General features: G+C 48.7%; 17 protein-coding genes. 16 read left to right on the top strand and 1 reads right to left on the bottom strand.

The window, feature by feature from the left end; all coding sequences use genetic code 11:
* Nucleotides 1-148: 148 nt before the first annotated feature.
* From KNO86_RS02925 to KNO86_RS02850, 16 genes are all read left to right on the top strand, one after another.
* On the top strand, nucleotides 149-865 hold the full coding sequence (locus KNO86_RS02925; protein WP_026825821.1) for a response regulator transcription factor: 717 nt from the start codon (nucleotides 149-151) through the stop codon (nucleotides 863-865).
* Nucleotides 862-2,571 (top strand): sensor histidine kinase, encoded by a 1,710-nt coding sequence (locus KNO86_RS02920; RefSeq protein WP_214692792.1) that lies wholly within the window; start codon nucleotides 862-864, stop codon nucleotides 2,569-2,571. Before KNO86_RS02925 ends, KNO86_RS02920 begins: the two co-directional genes overlap by 4 nt.
* Nucleotides 2,572-2,620: 49 nt before the next feature.
* Nucleotides 2,621-3,172: a cob(I)yrinic acid a,c-diamide adenosyltransferase gene (locus KNO86_RS02915; protein ID WP_214692790.1), complete on the top strand. Its 552-nt coding sequence runs from the start codon at nucleotides 2,621-2,623 to the stop codon at nucleotides 3,170-3,172.
* Nucleotides 3,173-3,179: 7 nt separating this feature from the next.
* Nucleotides 3,180-4,418, top strand: coding sequence for an EF-P 5-aminopentanol modification-associated protein YfmF (yfmF, locus tag KNO86_RS02910; RefSeq protein ID WP_214692788.1), 1,239 nt, complete (start codon nucleotides 3,180-3,182; stop codon nucleotides 4,416-4,418).
* Complete coding sequence (gene yfmH, locus KNO86_RS02905; RefSeq protein WP_214692787.1) at nucleotides 4,415-5,674, top strand: EF-P 5-aminopentanol modification-associated protein YfmH; 1,260 nt, start codon at nucleotides 4,415-4,417, stop codon at nucleotides 5,672-5,674. The genes yfmF and yfmH overlap by 4 nt, the downstream gene beginning before the upstream one ends.
* Nucleotides 5,653-6,366: an elongation factor P 5-aminopentanone reductase gene (gene ymfI / locus KNO86_RS02900; protein WP_353047680.1), complete on the top strand. Its 714-nt coding sequence runs from the start codon at nucleotides 5,653-5,655 to the stop codon at nucleotides 6,364-6,366. Before yfmH ends, ymfI begins: the two co-directional genes overlap by 22 nt.
* 93 nt (nucleotides 6,367-6,459) lie before the next feature.
* On the top strand, nucleotides 6,460-7,236 hold the full coding sequence (locus KNO86_RS02895) for a YmfK family protein (protein WP_012726484.1): 777 nt from the start codon (nucleotides 6,460-6,462) through the stop codon (nucleotides 7,234-7,236).
* A gap of 27 nt (nucleotides 7,237-7,263) precedes the next feature.
* The gene (locus KNO86_RS02890; protein WP_074033219.1) at nucleotides 7,264-8,136 is read left to right on the top strand and encodes a helix-turn-helix domain-containing protein; all 873 of its coding nucleotides are present in this window, start codon (nucleotides 7,264-7,266) and stop codon (nucleotides 8,134-8,136) included.
* A 32-nt stretch (nucleotides 8,137-8,168) separates the two neighbouring features.
* The gene (gene pgsA / locus KNO86_RS02885) at nucleotides 8,169-8,747 is read left to right on the top strand and encodes a CDP-diacylglycerol--glycerol-3-phosphate 3-phosphatidyltransferase (RefSeq protein ID WP_214692781.1); all 579 of its coding nucleotides are present in this window, start codon (nucleotides 8,169-8,171) and stop codon (nucleotides 8,745-8,747) included.
* A gap of 62 nt (nucleotides 8,748-8,809) precedes the next feature.
* A complete protein-coding gene (locus KNO86_RS02880) occupies nucleotides 8,810-10,036 on the top strand; it encodes a competence/damage-inducible protein A (RefSeq protein WP_214692779.1) in 1,227 nt (408 codons plus the stop codon).
* Between the two features lie 76 nt (nucleotides 10,037-10,112).
* On the top strand, nucleotides 10,113-11,162 hold the full coding sequence (recA, locus tag KNO86_RS02875) for a recombinase RecA (RefSeq protein ID WP_074033216.1): 1,050 nt from the start codon (nucleotides 10,113-10,115) through the stop codon (nucleotides 11,160-11,162).
* Nucleotides 11,163-11,349: 187 nt separating this feature from the next.
* On the top strand, nucleotides 11,350-12,912 hold the full coding sequence (gene rny, locus KNO86_RS02870) for a ribonuclease Y (RefSeq protein ID WP_483298397.1): 1,563 nt from the start codon (nucleotides 11,350-11,352) through the stop codon (nucleotides 12,910-12,912).
* 48 nt (nucleotides 12,913-12,960) lie between these two features.
* Nucleotides 12,961-13,755 (top strand): TIGR00282 family metallophosphoesterase, encoded by a 795-nt coding sequence (locus KNO86_RS02865; RefSeq protein WP_214692776.1) that lies wholly within the window; start codon nucleotides 12,961-12,963, stop codon nucleotides 13,753-13,755.
* Nucleotides 13,756-13,781: 26 nt separating this feature from the next.
* Nucleotides 13,782-14,042 (top strand): stage V sporulation protein S, encoded by a 261-nt coding sequence (locus KNO86_RS02860; protein WP_012726477.1) that lies wholly within the window; start codon nucleotides 13,782-13,784, stop codon nucleotides 14,040-14,042.
* Between the two features lie 166 nt (nucleotides 14,043-14,208).
* Nucleotides 14,209-15,285, top strand: a complete 1,077-nt coding sequence (tdh, locus tag KNO86_RS02855; RefSeq protein WP_214692771.1) for an L-threonine 3-dehydrogenase — start codon at nucleotides 14,209-14,211, stop codon at nucleotides 15,283-15,285.
* A 13-nt stretch (nucleotides 15,286-15,298) separates the two neighbouring features.
* Nucleotides 15,299-16,480: a glycine C-acetyltransferase gene (locus KNO86_RS02850; RefSeq protein ID WP_214692769.1), complete on the top strand. Its 1,182-nt coding sequence runs from the start codon at nucleotides 15,299-15,301 to the stop codon at nucleotides 16,478-16,480.
* A gap of 683 nt (nucleotides 16,481-17,163) precedes the next feature.
* Here KNO86_RS02850 and KNO86_RS02845 read toward each other — a convergent pair.
* Nucleotides 17,164-17,712 (bottom strand): DUF4256 domain-containing protein, encoded by a 549-nt coding sequence (locus KNO86_RS02845; RefSeq protein ID WP_214692762.1) that lies wholly within the window; start codon nucleotides 17,710-17,712, stop codon nucleotides 17,164-17,166.
* Between the last annotated feature and the right edge of the window lie 48 nt (nucleotides 17,713-17,760).

The raw sequence follows: 17,760 nt of genomic DNA, 5'->3' as shown, positions 1-17,760 counted from the left end.
CACAATTGTGACTTCTTTTTCATTTGGTCCATCAAATCATCGTTGTGAAGCGAAATAATAGAGTGGTATAGTTATGGCAGGGAGTGGAATGTTCACAATTGTGCAACATTCGCTACAACTCGTAATGGGTCTTAGGAGGGTTTCTGGTATGGCTGAGAAAACGAAGATTTTAGTAGTCGACGACGAAGAGAGAATTCGCCGACTTTTGAAAATGTACTTAGAACGTGAACAGTATGTGATTGAAGAAGCGGTCAATGGAGAAGAGGCACTCGCTCTCGCTCTTGAAAACGAATACGACGTCATCTTACTTGATTTGATGATGCCGAAAATGGACGGAGTCGAAGTGTGTACAGAACTCCGGAAAACGAAAGCGACACCGGTCATCATGCTTACAGCGAAAGGTGAAGAGATTGATCGTGTCCAAGGATTTGAAGTCGGGGCGGACGATTACATCGTGAAACCGTTCAGTCCGCGTGAGGTCGTTCTTCGCGTCAAGGCACTCCTTCGTCGTTCTGGCTCGACTAAGTTTATGCAGACGAGTGAGAAATCAAAAGATTTGATCGTGTTCCCGCACTTGACGATTGACAATGATGCGCACCGTGTCACGGTCGACGGAGAAGAGATTGCCCTTACACCGAAAGAATATGAATTGCTGTTCTTCCTTGCGAAGCAGGTCGATAAAGTCTTTTCTCGTGAGCAGTTGTTGAAAGAAGTATGGAACTATGAATTTTTCGGAGACCTTCGGACCGTCGATACGCATGTGAAACGTCTTCGTGAGAAATTGAATCGCGTCTCACCAGATGCGGCTCATATGATCACGACTGTATGGGGTGTCGGGTACAAGTTCGAAGCTGCTAGTGAATGATGATTCGGCGAAACAGCATCGTCACGAAACTGTGGCTGACGATTCTCGTTTTGGTCAGCGTCATCTTATTCATCGTCTCGGTATTGATGCTTGAATTTTTCAACTCTTTTCACATCGACCAAGAACGTGGTCACCTCGCCAAACTTGGCGGACAGGTTCAGTCGGTGTTGTTGAATGAAGGTGACACGTCCCAGACCATCGATCAAATCATCGAAGTATATGGTGCGAACTATATTTTAGAAAACGGGACCACGCGCTCAAATTTCGGGAATCAAGTGGACGGGCTGATGGTTGAACTTGAACGTCAAGATTGGGAAACCTATCAGGCAGTCGGGGAGACAGCCATCGGTAATTTCTCTTCTTTTGACGATCAAGCTGCACTTGCCTACCGGACGACGTTTTCGTTATCGACCGGACAATATACACTCTACTTACTTGAACCACTCGATGCGATTTCGAGTGCGAATGCCGGTGCCCGAACAATCATTCTTTGGACTGTTGCTTCGGCCATCATCGTGACGACCGTGTTCGCCTTCTTCTTATCGACGCGGATCACGGCCCCACTTCGAGCGATGCGAGATGCGGTCAATAAGACGGGGAAAGGTCAATTTGACTTGCGTCTTGAGACGAAGACTCGAGACGAAATTGGAGAACTTGCCGCCTCGTTCAACGCGATGAGCAGTCAACTGGCAAAATATGTCGACGCGTTAGACCGAGAACGTCTGCAACTTGCCTCCATTCTTCGTTCGATGGCGGACGGTGTCATCACGCTCGACCGTCACGCAAACGTGATCGTCACCAATCCACAGGCTAGTCCATTGCTTCAAGACGGTCAGCCGCATGAAGTTGTTCTGTCACTTTACGAAGAAGTAATGGAAGGGACGGCTGAGAAGACGATTGAAGTGAAACAAGATGACCGTTACTATACGTTGACGGTCACACCGCTCATCGGGGAGGATGATTTCGAAGGAGCCGTCGTCGTCATTCGCGACACGTCTGAAAGTCATCGTCTCGATAAGATGCGAACCGATTTTGTGGCGAATATTAGCCATGAACTGCGGACACCGCTCGTGACGCTACAAGGTTATTCAGAGGCAATCATCGACGGGATGACAGAAAGTGACGAGGCGACGAAAGAGTTTGCGTCAATCATTTATGACGAATCTCTTCGACTTGCGCGACTTGTCAACGACTTACTTGATTTGGCCCGCATCGAATCGGGTAAAGAAACGATGCAATTCAGTTCGTTCGACATCGGTGATTTCTTGCCACGTGTCATGAGAAAGTTCAATCAAATGGCATCTGAAAAAAAGATTCGATTACAGACGGACGTACCGCATCGACAGATTGAAGCAGACGGTGACCGACTCGAGCAAGTATTCACGAACTTGATCGGCAACGCGATTGCCCATACCGATTCAGGAGAGATTCGAATTGAGGCGACCGAGATGCCTGATGGGTTGCAGATTCGACTATCCGATACAGGACACGGGATTCCGAAAGAGGACTTGCCGTTCGTGTTTGAGCGATTCTATAAAGCTGACAAAGCACGAACGAGCGGGTCGAAGACCGGTACCGGGATTGGTTTAGCCATCGTGAAAAATGTGATCGATGCCCACCATGGAACGGTCAGCGTATCGAGCACACTCGGTGTCGGAACGACGTTTGACATTTACTTACCATTTGAACAACCACATATCTCATAATGGTGACTCGTCTGAGTCACCATTTGTGGCATTTTAAGGGGGAAGCCGAATGAAGCGATATACACGCACGGGCGACACGGGTGAAACATCACTGATTGGTAGCCGCGTCGACAAACATCATCCTCAAATCGAAGCGATGGGGCATCTTGATGAATTGAACAGTCACATCGGATTAGCGATTGCGCAACAGACCGACGCGTCGCTCCGGGAACAGCTGACGAAGATTCAGCACGACTTGTTTGACCTCGGTTCGGAGCTGATGTATACGGACGCGCCCCCGAAAACGGTCGATTTGTCGATTGTGACGGAACTTGAACAATGGATGGACGAATTGGAAAAATCATGTCCAGAACTTGTGCGTTTCATCTTACCGGGAGGAAGTGTCGCAGCGGCGAGCCTGCATGTGGCACGATCCGTTTGCCGTCGTGTCGAACGAGATTTGACCGCACTCGGTGTCGCCGACCGACAACTTCCATATTTTAACCGATTGAGTGACTATCTTTTCACGGTCGCACGGTATGCAAATGTTGTCGCAGGCGTACCGGACCAAGAATATGCACGCGGCGCTACCGTGTTTCAACCAAAACGAAAAAAGGAGTGATCGGCTGATGAAAGGAATCGAACAGTTCCAACATCAATTGCACTATTCGGTCTATCCGACCAAAAAATTTAAAACGACGACTTGCCTCGTCTCGTTTGCGGCCCCGCTGTCTCAGGACACGGTGGCAGACCGGGCACTGCTTCCATTCATTATGGAAAAATCGACAGAAGCTTATCCATCAATTGAGTTATTTCACACACCGCTAGAAGATTTATACGATACAAACTTGTATGCGGGCGCATCAAAAATTGGGAAAGAGCATGTCATCCAATTTCAACTCGAAGTCGTTAATGACAATCTTGTCGGCGAAGACGTCTTAAGTCAGGCCATTCAATTACTCGAGGAAGTGTTACTTCGTCCGAATGTCTATGATGGCGCGTTCCAACCGCTCATCGTGGAGCAAGAACGCCGATTGCAGCGTCAGCGAATCGAGTCAGTCTATGATGACAAGATGCGTTTCGCTCAACAGCGCCTGCAAGAGATGCTCGGAGGCGAGCTCGCCATCCCGTCTCTCGGTACGCTCGAACAGCTCGATCACGTCACGCCGAAATCACTTTTCAATGCTTATCAATCGATGATTCAGAACGATCGTGTCGACATTTATGTCGTCGGCGATGTCGACCGTCAACAAGTCGAACAGGCATTTAACCCGCTCGAATCGCTCGGGACGCGTCAGCCGAGACGTCTGCCCGAACCGAGCCGTGGTGAGTTCAAACGATTAGAAGAGCATCAAGACATCAAGCAAAGTAAACTTCATCTCGCCTACGCGATTGACGTCGATCCGCGGACAGAAGATGCCATCCGTATGCAAGTCGTGAACGGATTATTCGGTGGGTTCCCGCACTCGAAGCTGTTCATGAACGTCCGGGAAAAAGAGAGTTTGGCCTACTACGCCGCGTCACAATACAGTTCGCTCAGTCGAAAACTGTTCGTGTATGCTGGAATCGATGCATCAAATCAACAAAAGACCGAACACATTATCGAAGAGCAGTTAAAAGCACTGCAGGCGGGTGAGTTCGAAGATGAGACGTTACAACAGACGAAAGAAATGTTGTTCCACCAACGTCGCCAACTCGGAGACAGCCCTCGTCAGTTGATTGGATGGATGAGTGGTGCAGACATACGCCCGTTTTCACTCGACGAAGAGATGGCAATCATCGAGAGTACGACACGCAACCACGTCATCGCGCTTGCGAATGAGATTTCGCTCGAAGCAGTTTACTGTCTGAAAGGAGGAGAAGCATGAAACTAGATTTCCCAAACGTCGGAGAGACTTTACATCACCACGTTCTCGACAATGGCCTCTCCGTATATTTGCTGAAGAAGACTGGATATGAGAAAACGTTCGCGACGTTCACGACGAAATATGGTTCAATTGACCGTCGCTTCAAATTAGAGGATTGGATAGAGGTGCCGGACGGAATCGCACATTTCTTAGAGCATAAGATGTTCGAAAAAGAGGATGGCGACGTCTTCCAACAGTTCGGTCGCCAAGGGGCATCAGCGAATGCCTTCACCTCATTCACGCGGACGGCATACTTGTTCGGGGCAACATCGAACGTGCCGGAAAACGTGAAAACGCTACTCAATTTCGTTCAGGAACCATATTTCACGAAAGAGTCAGTCGAGAAAGAAAAGGGTATCATCGGTCAAGAGATTCAAATGTATCAAGACAATCCGGGATGGCGTCTTTATTTCGGATTGATCGAAGCGATGTATGAGACACATCCCGTCAAAATCGATATCGCCGGAACAATCGAATCGATCTCAAAAATCACGGCAGAAGATTTGTATACGTGTCATCAGGCATTCTACCATCCGAGCAACATGGCGTTGTTCGTCGTCGGGAACATCGAGCCAGATGAGATGCTTGAATTGATTCGTGACAATCAGGCAGCTAAATCTTTTGACGCGCCACCTTTAAGCGCACGTGAGACGGTGGAAGAACCGACCACGGTTCGTCTGTCAGAACGGGTCATTGAGATGGATGTCTCGGTTCCGAAAGTGATGATTGGCTATAAAGATGTCCCACAAGCTGGAGAAGCCGGTCTCAAACAAGAGTTGACGGTGGAGCTCCTCATGCACGCGCTCTTTGATACGACAGCCCCCCTCTACACGGAATTGTACGCAGAAGGGTTAATCGATGATGCATTCTCATTTGATTATACGTCAGAAGAGACGTTCGCCTTCGCCGCACTATCGATGGAAACGTCCCATGTCGATGCTTTTGTCGAACGTGTCACGGGTGCGTTGGAGCGCCCACTTCATCTTGATCAAGAGACGCTCAATCGTAAGAAGCGGATGATGCAGGGACAATTTTTAAAAGCACTGAATTCGCCAGAGTTTATCGCCAACCAGTTCTCACGGTATGCACTCAATGACGGGAACTTGTTCGAGATTCCGAATTTAATCGATGCCATCACATTAGATGAACTTCACGAAGCATACGTACGATTGTTCCGAAGTGAGCAACGAACGGTGTGCGTTGTCAAAAAGCCATGAAGACGTTGATTGTCGGAGCGAGCGGCGCGATTGGACGTGCCGTCTCGCTCGCTTTTCGTGAGGATGAGCTTTTGCTACATGCGAATCGAGGTCGTGAGACACTTACTCGAATGATGGAGACTGAGAAGCTACAGGCTGAACTGATTATATGTGACTTATCGGACCGAGCAGAAGTAGAGAAGTGGGTGTCGTCAATCGATACCGTTGATCGCATCGTCTACGTCGCCGGTCACGCGCTACATGGGCTTGTCGTCGACCAATCGATAGATGAGCTGGATCGACTTTACGAGGTGCATGTACGTGCCATGGTTCGGTTGATTCAGTCAGTTGTTGCGCGTAAACCGTATGACCATCGACTAGATATTGTCGTCGTCTCAAGCGTTTGGGGTGAAGTCGGGGCAGCAGCCGAAGTGTTCTATTCTACGGTCAAAGCGGCACAACTCGGTTTCGTCAAAGCGTTTGCGCGTGAAGCAGGACCGTTCAATGTTCGAATCAATGCGGTCACACCAGGGTGGATTGATACGCCGATGAATGATACGGTAGAAGAGTCGAAACAAACCGTGATGGATGACATTCCGCTTGGGCGTCTTGGTACCACTGAAGACGTGGCGAAGACGATCCGATTTTTATGCTCATCGGATGCTTCATATATGACCGGCACAGTACTACGCATTGATGGCGGTTGGCAATGATCTCGTCAAGATGCATAAACGAGTTCTTTTCAATTCTTCTAAAATAATTTAAAATAGGCAAGGTAGCGAATTTGCTCGAAAGGATGGTTCGGGATGGAACATAAATTCGAAGAGTGGTATCTCGAATATGAATTGTGTCAAAATCGACCGGGTATCCTCGGAGACATCGCGTCTCTCATGGGAATGCTTCAAATCTCCATCGTCACCATTAATGGAGTCGACCTGCAACGTCGTGGCATGCTGCTCAAAGCTCCGGCCGCAGATCATGTCCATCGACTCGAGCATATTTTAAAACGTATGGAAGCCATCGCAGTCATCAAATTGCGCCGCCCGAAATTACGGGACCGGATAGCGATTCGACATGGTCGTTACATCGACCACGACAGCGATGATAAGAAAACGTTCCGTTTCGTCCGAGAAGACTTAGGGATTCTTGTTGATTTCGTAGCAGAACTGATGAAAGAAGAACGTCATCTATTGATTGGCGTACGGGGGAACCCGCGCGTTGGGAAAACAGAATCCATCGTCGCAGCCAGTGTGTGTGCGAATAAACGGTGGTTGTTCTTGTCATCGACCCTTATGAAACAGACGGTCCGAACCTCTTTGTTTGAAGAAGAGCGGGAAGGCGATCATGTATACATAATCGATGGAGCGGTCTCTACGCGTACGATGGACGAGCGACATCGTCAACTGATTCGTGAGGTCATGCGGTTGCCTGCCGTGAAGGTCATTGAACACCCTGACCTTTATGTCCGAAACACCGATTGCGTGTACGAAGACTTTGATTATATTATTGAATTGAGAAACAATCCGGATGAGACGATTATCATCCCACAAGAAACGCATCGTGAGTCAGAATGGTTTGAATAATTATGTGAATGGAAGGTGTGGACCCCTGTGACAGAACTAGGGACTTTTTTGAAACAAAAGCGTGAGGAGAGCGGATTGACGCTCGACCAAATCCAGCAGACGACGAAGATTCAAAAGCGCTATATCATCGCGATCGAGGAAGGTGATTACAAAAATCTCCCTGGCTCTTTCTATGCACGGGCGTTCATTAAAACGTATGCGGAGTCACTCGGTCTCGATGTGGACGAATTGTATGAGACTTACGCAAAAGATTTACCAAAAATCGAAGCACAGCCATCCGTTCAACTTTCTCGTAAAAAGACGTATTCCAAAGCGTCCGAGTCGACGAGTCGAGTGTCGAGATGGGTTCCGAAAGTACTTCTCGCCCTTACCGTCTTTTTGCTCATTACAGCAATCTATTTTGCCGTGAGAAGCATCGACTTCGGTGGACAAGACGCAAGTCCGGCTGAACCACCGAGTTCAAATGTCACACTCGACCAGAACGAGGATGTCCCAGCGGATGAACCTGCAGAGGAAGAACCGGTATCAGAGGAGCCTGCTGAGGAAGAACCGCCAGCGGAATCTGGTCCGATTGCGGTAACGGAATCGAACGGGGCGGACATCACATATGAGCTCGCTACGAGCGATAAACTATCGACCGAAATTTATGTGAAAGAATCGCCAGCCTCATATGTCGGTGTTCGTGATACATCACTTGAAGGTCCGTTCCTTGCGCCTGAATATCCGAACCAATCGAAACAGAATCCGATTGTCATTGAAGATGCTGAGACGGACACGTTACGAATCCGGATCGGACTCATCGCAGGTGTTGAGAAAATCGTCGTCAACGGTCGCGAGCTCGAGCTTCAAGAGTCTCCGGTCACACAAAATATATTTGTAAAGAGAGTCGACGCAGAATAAGTCGACTCTCCTTCTAAGAGGAGGCGTTCTACATGAACCTACCTAACCGATTGACGATGTTACGCGTGGTGTTGATTCCCGTATTCGTCGTCTTACTCGCTGTTGATTTTGATTGGGGAAACATTGCCTTTTTAGGTGCTGAGATCCCGCTACACCAATTTATCGCTGGTGTCATCTTTACCATCGCGGCCATTACAGACTGGTTGGACGGTCATTTGGCGCGGAAACACAACTTGGTCACGAACTTTGGGAAATTCATGGACCCGCTCGCGGACAAACTACTCGTGACAGCGGCGCTCGTGTTGCTCGTCGAGATGGACCTCGTGGCTGCGTGGGTCGTTGTCGTGATTCTTTCTCGTGAGTTTGCGGTCACGGGTCTTCGACTTGTCGCTGCTGATGAGGGGATTGTTGTCGCGGCAGGTAAGTCAGGAAAAGCCAAAACATGGGTGCAACTGTTCGCCATCATTTTCCTCCTATTCGGTAACCCGATCTTCAGTTATGTCGGCATCCCGTTTGGAGAATGGGCGATGTGGTTGGCACTCGCACTCACGATTTACTCAGGTGCCGAGTATTTCGCACAAAACTACAAGATTATTGTGAAGTCGATGTAAGTCGACAAAGACGAGTTGGTTGATCTAGCTCGTCTTTTTTTTGAAGTCGAGGAGGAAATAAGATGAAACGAGCCGAAATCATTGCGGTAGGAAGCGAGTTGCTCTTAGGAGAAATCGTCAATACGAATGCGAGTTACATATCGGAACAACTGTCGAAATACGGTGTCTCGGTCTTGTATCATCAAGTTGTCGGGGATAACGCGGAACGAATGCGGGAGACGTTCGAGATTGCGCGTCGTCGTTCAGACCTTGTCATCGTTACGGGTGGACTTGGACCGACGGCAGATGATGTCACGAAGACAGTCTTGTCTGATTTGCTCGAACGCCCGATTGTTCGAGACGAAGAGGCGTTTCACACGATTCAACAATTTCTTCAGTCACGTAACCGTGAGATGAATGAAGGGGACGCTCGTCAGGCGGATGTCTTGTCAGGTTCGGACGTTTTACAAAATCCGGTCGGTCTGGCTCCAGGTATGTGGATTGAAGGGGAGACGACGTGGATGCTACTTCCTGGTGTGCCACGCGAGATGCGGGCGCTTATCGATGCGACGTTTCCGAAAAAGTTTTCAGGCGCGACGCTCGTCTCGGAATCGCTACGATTTTATGAAATTGGAGAATCGGCACTTGATGATGCCGTCAAAGACTTGTTGAACGGGTCTAACCCGACTGTCGCACCTTATGCTGAGACAGGAGAAGCGAGACTTCGAATCAGTGCTCGGGCGGTAGATGATACGGCTGCACGACTGATGATTGAAGAAATGAAAGATGAAATCTTACGACGTGTCGGTTCGTATTATTTCGGGTCAGATGATGAAACGATTGCCTCATACCTCGTGCAATCATTGACAGGTCATCACCAAACACTGGCAATTGCTGAGTCATTGACAGGAGGAGAAGTCCAATCGATGATCACATCGACTCCAGGAGCATCGGCTGTCTTTTTAGGGGGAGTCGTTACCTATTCAGATGAGCTAAAAAATAGGTATTTAGGGGTCGCTCTTGATACAATTGAACAGCACTCAGTCGTCTCAAAAGAAGTTGCTTATGAGATGGTAGATGGATTAGTTAAACAAACGAATGCGGACTACGCGCTCTCGTTCACCGGAGAAGCTGGACCAACCTCAAATTCAGGGCGTCCCGTCGGTACGGTCTACATCGGGGTGAAAACACCGGATGGAATCGAGGTCATCGAACGTGTTTATCCGCATCAAGAACGTAACGTCATTCGGCTGCGGGCTGCAAAAGATGGACTATGGGCCCTCATACAACGAATTAAAAAAGGCGAATAAATGTTCGTAAAAAACTTGTGTATCGCTATATGTTCACGTATAATGAAAGTATCAATTAAAGGAGGCTCATTTATCTATGAGTGATCGTAAACAAGCGTTAGAAATGGCATTACGCCAAATTGAGAAACAATTCGGTAAAGGCTCGATTATGCGCCTTGGTGAAAATACAGACCAGCAAGTATCGGTCATCCCTTCTGGGTCGATTGCCCTCGACGTCGCACTTGGTGCGGGTGGATATCCACGCGGTCGTGTCATTGAAGTGTACGGACCAGAATCTTCAGGTAAGACGACTGTTGCCCTTCATGCGATTGCAGAAGTTCAAAAACGTGGCGGTCAAGCTGCGTTCGTCGATGCCGAGCATGCGCTCGATCCAAAGTATGCTAAAAATCTTGGCGTCAACATCGATGAGTTGTTGCTCTCTCAGCCAGATACAGGGGAACAGGCGCTCGAGATCGCTGAAGCGCTCGTTCGCTCGGGAGCAGTTGATATCCTCGTCGTCGACTCGGTTGCGGCACTCGTACCGAAAGCCGAAATCGAAGGGGAGATGGGAGACTCGCACGTCGGTCTTCAAGCTCGTTTGATGTCTCAGGCACTTCGTAAATTGTCTGGTGCAACGAACAAATCGAAAACAATCGTCATCTTCATTAACCAAATTCGTGAGAAAATTGGAATCATGTTTGGTAACCCGGAAACGACACCTGGTGGTCGTGCCTTGAAGTTCTACTCTTCAGTACGCCTCGAAGTACGTCGTGCAGAAACGCTCAAACAAGGTCAAGATATGGTCGGGAACCGTACGAAGATCAAGATTGTAAAAAATAAGATCGCACCACCATTCAAGACGGCGGAAGTCGACATCATGTACGGTGAAGGGATTTCACGTGAAGGGGAACTCATCGACATCGGTGCAGACCTCGATATCGTTCAAAAGAGCGGTGCGTGGTACTCGTTCAACGAGGAGCGTCTCGGTCAAGGTCGTGAAAATGCGAAACAATACATGAAAGAAAATCCAGCCATCGCGGCCGAAGTGGAACGTCAAATTCGTGACCACTACGGCTTGAACGGAGAAAAAACAGTCACAGTTGAAGGTGAAGACGACGAAGTTCTCTCACTTCTTGATGACGAATAAGCACATGGTCTCACTCGGAATCATCCGAGTGAGATTTTTTTAGTATAATTTTTAGGCAATTGGTAGTTCTATCCTGTCCGTGCATTGCATTCTCTCTCTTAAATAAGTACAATAAAGTTATGCGCGGGCTTGCCTGCGTTACTCACTTATTAAAAAAATAAAATAACCTTGCGAAAGGGAGGTGAACATGATGGAATGGCTATACTGGCTTATTCTGATCCTCCTTTTGCCGATAGCTTTTGTTGCAGGTTTTTTTGTGCGTAAATCGATCGCCGAAGCGAAGATTCAAGGTGCCGAGACGGAAGCGACTAAGATTGTAGAACAAGCAAAACAACAATCGGAAGCGATGCAAAAAGAAGCACGGCTTGAAGTAAAAGAAGAGATGATTCAACTTCGCAATGAGACGGAACAAGAATTGCGTGAACGTCGCGAAGACCAGAAAGTGAAAGAGAATCGCCTCGTTCAAAAAGAAGAGCTTCTCGACCGCAAAGCAGATATGCTCGAGCGGAAAGAAGATTCGCTAGATGAACAGGAGCGCGGGCTCGAAAAACGCAAACGTGAAGTAGAAATGCTCGAAAGCAAAGTGGAGGACTTATACGAAGAGGCACGCCAAGAACTTGTACGCGTGGCAGCCCTCTCGAAAGATGAAGCACGTACCATCATCATGGACGAAGCGAAGCAGGAAGCGCTTCACGATGCTGCTCTCCTTCAAAAAGAAATCGAGCAAAAAGCAAAACAAGAAGCGGATAAAAAAGCGAAACACCTCTTATCTCTCACGATGCAACGATACGCTGCTGAACATGTCGCGGAGACGACGGTATCTGTCGTCAACTTACCGAGTGATGAGATGAAAGGTCGCATCATCGGGCGTGAAGGACGTAACATCCGTACGCTCGAAACGTTGACTGGAATTGATCTCATCATCGATGACACGCCAGAAGCGGTCATTTTGTCAGGTTTCGATCCGGTTCGCCGTGAAATCGCCAAAATGACGCTCGAAAAACTCGTTCAAGACGGGCGCATCCACCCGGCTCGCATTGAAGAGATGGTAGAGAAGTCTCGTCGTGAAGTCGATGAGCGCATTCGTGAGTACGGAGAAGAAGCTACTTTCGAAGCCGGTATTCACGGACTCCATCCAGACCTCGTCAAGACACTCGGTCGCATGCGCTATCGTACGAGTTATGGACAGAACGTCTTGTCTCACTCGGTCGAGGTGGCACATCTTGCCGGGATGATGGCAGCCGAACTCGGGGAAGACGTCACACTCGCGAAGCGAGCTGGACTCCTGCACGATATCGGAAAAGCGATCGACCACGAAGTCGAGGGCAGTCACGTCGAAATCGGAGTAGAGCTTGCAACGAAGTACAAGGAACATTCGGTCGTCATCAACTCGATTGCTTCCCACCACGGGGACGTCGAGGCGACATCGACGATTGCAGTACTAGTCGCAGCAGCTGACGCCTTGTCGGCAGCTCGCCCTGGAGCTCGTCAAGAGACGCTAGAAAGCTACATTCGCCGTCTCGAACGACTCGAGTCAATCTGTGAGTCGTTTGAAGGTGTCGAGAAATCGTATGCGATTCAAGCGGGACGTGAAGTTCGAATTATCGTTCGCCCTGACGTCGTCGACGATGTCGTCGCCGGTAAGATGGCACGCGATATTTGTAAACGAATCGAGGATGAACTCGATTATCCTGGACAAATTAAAGTGACGGTTATTCGTGAAACACGTTCCGTCGATTATGCGAAGTAAACGAAGCGGAGAATTTCTCCGCTTTTTCTGTTTGAGGGAGGATTTTATATGAAAATTTTATTTATCGGTGATGTCGTCGGGAAACCCGGTCGAGATATTTTGAGCAATCAAATTGGTCGGTTGAAAGACAAATACAACCCAACGTTCATGCTCGTCAACGGTGAGAATGCGGCAAACGGTCGTGGTCTCACAAAAAAGATTTATCAACAGTTTTTAGAACTCGGCTTCCATGGGGTGACGATGGGGAACCATACGTGGGATAACCGTGACATCTTTGATTGGATTGACGATGCCGACCGGATCGTCCGTCCAGCAAACTATCCGGACGGGACACCTGGGGTCGGGATGATGAAGTTAAAACAAAATGGAAAGAAATTGGCCGTCATCAATGTCATGGGGAATGTCTTTTTGCCGTCTCTTGACTGTCCGTTCCGTACCGTCGACCGTCTCGTCGAAGAAGTGCGTGACGAGGTAGACGCCATCTTCGTTGATGTCCATGCCGAGGCGACAAGTGAAAAGATTGCGATGGGGTATCACCTTGACGGGCGTGCCCAAGCTGTAGTCGGGACGCATACGCACGTACAGACGGCAGATGAACGTGTCTTGCCGAACGGGACAGCGTATATTACCGACGTCGGGATGACGGGTCCACTTGACGGGGTACTCGGGATGGATGCATCCGTTGTTTTAAAAAAATTTATGACACAACTCCCAGTTCGGTTTGAAGTTGCTGAGGGACGGGAACAACTTAATGGAGTTTTCATTACAATCGATGATCAGACGAAACGAGCGACAAAAATCGAACGAATACACCTAGATGATCAGACCGTCTGGTTTGATTGAACAACCTACCCGAGGGGGAAACAAGAATGGACGTACTCAAAGTTTCGGCAAAATCGAACCCTAACTCCGTTGCGGGTGCTTTAGCGGGTGTGCTACGTGAAAAAGGAACGTGTGAGATACAGGCGATTGGGGCAGGTGCGCTGAATCAGTCCATCAAAGCCGTCGCGATCGCCAGAGGCTTCGTCGCGCCAAGCGGTCTCGATTTGATTTGCATTCCAGCCTTTACCGATATTATGATTGACGGAGAGGAACGTACTGCCATCAAGCTCATCATTGAGCCACGATGAGCGGTCGGGACATAGGTCCTATTCTTGTGAAGAGGAGCCATCGGCGCGGATGGCTCCTCTTTTTTTGTGGAAAATGGACGTTCCGTCTTCTCAGTTTCGTCATTTTATGACAAGATGATAAAGAACGTATCGTTCGATCATAAGAGACAAGAGGGGGACGTTTTCAATGGAACAACTCGTGTCAACCACAGAGAAGGAAACAACGACACCAGTAATGAAAGCGATTCAAAAACACACGGCCGGTTTTGGGGCAAAACTGGTCGACGTACCAGTTCCGACGCCAGGACCTGGAGAAGTACTCATTCAAGTCAAAGCGACATCGATTTGCGGGACCGATGTTCATATCTATGAGTGGGATGAGTGGTCACAAAGCCGTGTCAAACCACCGTATGTATTCGGTCATGAGTTTTCGGGAGAAGTCGTGGCACTCGGGAAAGGGACGAAACGCATCAAAATCGGACAGACCGTATCCGCTGAGACGCATATCGTCTGTCATCAGTGTAAACAATGTTTGCGTGGACAATATCACATCTGTAAAAATACAAAAATCATCGGTGTGGACACGCAAGGTTGTTTTGCAGAGTATGTCGTTATGCCTGAAGAGAACCTATGGGTGAACCCGGAGTCGATGCCAGCGAAACTCGCCTCGATTCAAGAACCGCTTGGAAACGCGGTACACACGGTGCTAGCGAGTGACGTGTCTGCCAAATCGGTCGCCATCGTCGGATGTGGACCAATCGGACTCATGGCGGTAGGCGTCGCTAAAGCAGCTGGTGCGAGTCGCGTCTATGCGATTGACGTCAATCCGTATCGCTTAAAGCTCGCAGAAGAGATGGGGGCCGATGTCGTCATCAATAGCTTAGAAGAGAATCCGCTCGAATTGATCGAGCGTGAGACCGACGGAGACGGAATCGATGTTGTCTGCGAGATGAGCGGTCATCCGATTGCGATCGACCAGGCGTTCAAAATGGTCACGGCAGGCGGGGATGTCAACGTACTGTCACTCCCAGCTCGTCCGGTCGCCATCGACCTCACGCGTGATGTTGTCTTTAAAGGTGTCCGTGTCCAAGGGATCACAGGACGGAAGATGTACGAGACGTGGGGGCAAGTCTCGACGATGCTCGCGACGGGTCAGTTGAACGTAGAACCGATCATCACGCACGTCTTCAAGCTCGAAGAGTTCGAAAAAGGGTTCGAACTCATGCGGGCAGGGAAATGTGGGAAGGTCGTCTTAATACCTTAAAGGGGGAAACAACATGGCATTTGAACATATTACAGAAGCAATCAATGAGATGAAAGAACAGGGGACGTTCCGTAAGCTCGTCCCACTCGAATCGGCACAAGGGAACGAAGTGACAATCGACGGGAAGTCACTCGTCCAGCTGTCATCAAACAACTATCTCGGACTAGCGAACCATCCACGTTTGAAGCAGGCAGCGATTGAAGCGATCGAACAGTACGGTGCGGGAACAGGATCGGTCCGGACGATTGCCGGTACGTTCGAGATGCACGAAGCATTTGAGCGCGAACTCGCAGAGTTCAAGCACACGGAAGCATCGCTCGTCTTCCAATCGGGATTCGCGACGAACCTCGGGGTCTTGTCTGCACTTCTCGGACCGGAAGATGTCGTCATCAGTGACGCACTCAACCATGCGTCGATTATCGACGGGATTCGTCTTACGAAAGCAGCGCGACGCATTTATAAGCACGTCGACCTTGAAGACTTGGAGAAGGCATTAAAAGAAACACAAGATTATCGGACACGTCTCGTCGTAACGGACGGTGTGTTCTCGATGGACGGGAACATCGCACCGCTTCCTGCCATCGTCGAACTCGCAGAGAAATATGACGCTGCGGTCATGGTCGATGATGCCCACGCATCCGGCGTCCTCGGGAAGAACGGACGCGGAACGGTCAACCACTTCGGTTTAGACGGTCGTGTCGCGTTACAGGTCGGAACGCTTTCAAAAGCAATCGGTGTCCTCGGCGGATACGTCGCCTGTTCACAAGACGTGCGGGATTACTTGATTCATAAAGGTCGTCCATTCCTCTTCTCGACATCACATCCACCGGCAGTCGTTGCTGCGAACCGTGAAGCGATCCGTGTCATGAAAGAGGAAGAAGAGTTGTTCGAAAAATTGTGGGCGAACACGGAGTTCTTCAAGAACGGACTACGCGACCTCGGCTTCGATATCGGACATGCGACGACACCGATCACTCCGGTCATGCTTGGCGAAGAGACGCTTGCGCATACGTTCTCGGACAAACTGAAAGAGCATGGCGTATTCGCACAGAGTATCGCTTTCCCGACGGTCGAGCGCGGAAAAGCACGCATCCGGACCATCGTCACAGCGGAGCACACAAGAGATGACCTCGAACGCGCACTCGAGGCGTTCAAAACGGTAGCGGAAGAGTTGAATGTGACACTTCACGCATAAACGGGGACTGCAGACAATCTGTCTGCAGTTTTTTGATGGATTTGTACGTAAAATCGAGTATATTCAGATAGAGCATAGATAGAGTAAGCTGAAAACGTATTCTTAATATTTCAATTACCGTAATTTGATTTAAACAGTACATATCAGAAATGAGGATAGGCTATGTTTCAGCAAGGAATATTTCAAGTGGGAATGGTGTTAGATCGAGAGACGTTTTCCATTCTAACCATTTCACCACCATTCATCATAAATGTGATTTTTAGTGTCTTGATTGTGATATATGTCTTGTACTTTCGGAGTGAGGGTTGGAAAGAGAAATTGTGGAACGTTGTACTAATGTGCTACGCGCTCTTATTCATCTCTGTCTATATAGTAGCCTGGTTTGTGAGGTTGAAATACAACCTTACACCGAGTTTCGATGAATCGTTTGCCCTTGAATCCTTTCCAGGATGGAAAGCTTTTCTTATGCAAATGATTGAGAACAACATAGGAGAACCAAATTTGACAGCGAATGCGATTACGTTTGGTGCATTGTTGTTCTACTCTCGGCAGTTAAAAAGTAGAATTATGTGGGTGTTAAGATTGCTTGCAATGATTCCTGTCAGTTTGTTTTTCATCATGTATATTCCGCAATTCCTTAGTTGGTTATTCCGATAAAAAAGAAGCAATGCGCATTGCCTTGCTTAAATCATAAGTATCCCTCTAAATCCTCGAGCCGCATAATAAGAATCTGCACCATTGTGATAGACAAAAGTGTGATCATAACGGCGGTCGCAGAACAGGGCGCCGCCTTTTTGACGAATCTCATTCGGTGTCAGAATCCAACTCGATGTCTTCAAATCGAATTGACCGAGCGTTTGTAAATGTCGGTATGTTTTTTCGTCGAGAAGGGTTATGCCCATCTGTTCAGATAAGGCGACCGCGCTTCCGACGGGCTTATTCTTTTTACGTGCCTCAAGAGCGGGTTCGTCATAACAGAGGCTTCGTCGACCGCTCGGACTCTCGACTGAACAGTCGCAAAAAGCGAGATCTCCGTTAGCTAGACGAATCACGTCGGGTTCGCCTCCTGTCTGTTCCATTAAGGAGAGTGTAGCCAACTTGTCCTGATTAACTTGAATTCGTTCCAATACGTCTGACCAGATGAGGTCAGGATGACGTTCCACGTTTTCGGTAAAGCGAGACTCTAACGTATTTAATAACTCGAGAGTTTCTTCGTGTGAAAGCTTCGACATGGGAATCACTCCGATCATTTGTTTCTTCTAGTATACGATATGAATCGC

Source organism: Exiguobacterium sp. s160 (assembly GCF_018617575.1).
Lineage (GTDB): Bacteria > Bacillota > Bacilli > Exiguobacteriales > Exiguobacteriaceae > Exiguobacterium > Exiguobacterium aestuarii_A.
This window is presented reverse-complemented; position numbering and strand designations above follow the sequence as displayed.

Excerpts from the sequence above, each read along its gene's own strand:
- pgsA (WP_214692781.1), top strand. The coding sequence starts at position 8,169 with ATGAACCTACCTAACCGATTGACGATGTTACGCGTGGTGTTGATTCCC.
- KNO86_RS02850 (WP_214692769.1), top strand. The coding sequence starts at position 15,299 with ATGGCATTTGAACATATTACAGAAGCAATCAATGAGATGAAAGAACAG.
- recA (WP_074033216.1), top strand. The coding sequence starts at position 10,113 with ATGAGTGATCGTAAACAAGCGTTAGAAATGGCATTACGCCAAATTGAG.
- KNO86_RS02920 (WP_214692792.1), top strand. The coding sequence starts at position 862 with ATGATGATTCGGCGAAACAGCATCGTCACGAAACTGTGGCTGACGATT.
- yfmH (WP_214692787.1), top strand. The coding sequence starts at position 4,415 with ATGAAACTAGATTTCCCAAACGTCGGAGAGACTTTACATCACCACGTT.
- KNO86_RS02865 (WP_214692776.1), top strand. The coding sequence starts at position 12,961 with ATGAAAATTTTATTTATCGGTGATGTCGTCGGGAAACCCGGTCGAGAT.
- KNO86_RS02925 (WP_026825821.1), top strand. The coding sequence starts at position 149 with ATGGCTGAGAAAACGAAGATTTTAGTAGTCGACGACGAAGAGAGAATT.
- KNO86_RS02860 (WP_012726477.1), top strand. The coding sequence starts at position 13,782 with ATGGACGTACTCAAAGTTTCGGCAAAATCGAACCCTAACTCCGTTGCG.
- KNO86_RS02915 (WP_214692790.1), top strand. The coding sequence starts at position 2,621 with ATGAAGCGATATACACGCACGGGCGACACGGGTGAAACATCACTGATT.
- yfmF (WP_214692788.1), top strand. The coding sequence starts at position 3,180 with ATGAAAGGAATCGAACAGTTCCAACATCAATTGCACTATTCGGTCTAT.
- rny (WP_483298397.1), top strand. The coding sequence starts at position 11,350 with ATGATGGAATGGCTATACTGGCTTATTCTGATCCTCCTTTTGCCGATA.
- KNO86_RS02880 (WP_214692779.1), top strand. The coding sequence starts at position 8,810 with ATGAAACGAGCCGAAATCATTGCGGTAGGAAGCGAGTTGCTCTTAGGA.
- KNO86_RS02895 (WP_012726484.1), top strand. The coding sequence starts at position 6,460 with ATGGAACATAAATTCGAAGAGTGGTATCTCGAATATGAATTGTGTCAA.
- KNO86_RS02845 (WP_214692762.1), bottom strand. The coding sequence starts at position 17,712 with ATGTCGAAGCTTTCACACGAAGAAACTCTCGAGTTATTAAATACGTTA.
- tdh (WP_214692771.1), top strand. The coding sequence starts at position 14,209 with ATGGAACAACTCGTGTCAACCACAGAGAAGGAAACAACGACACCAGTA.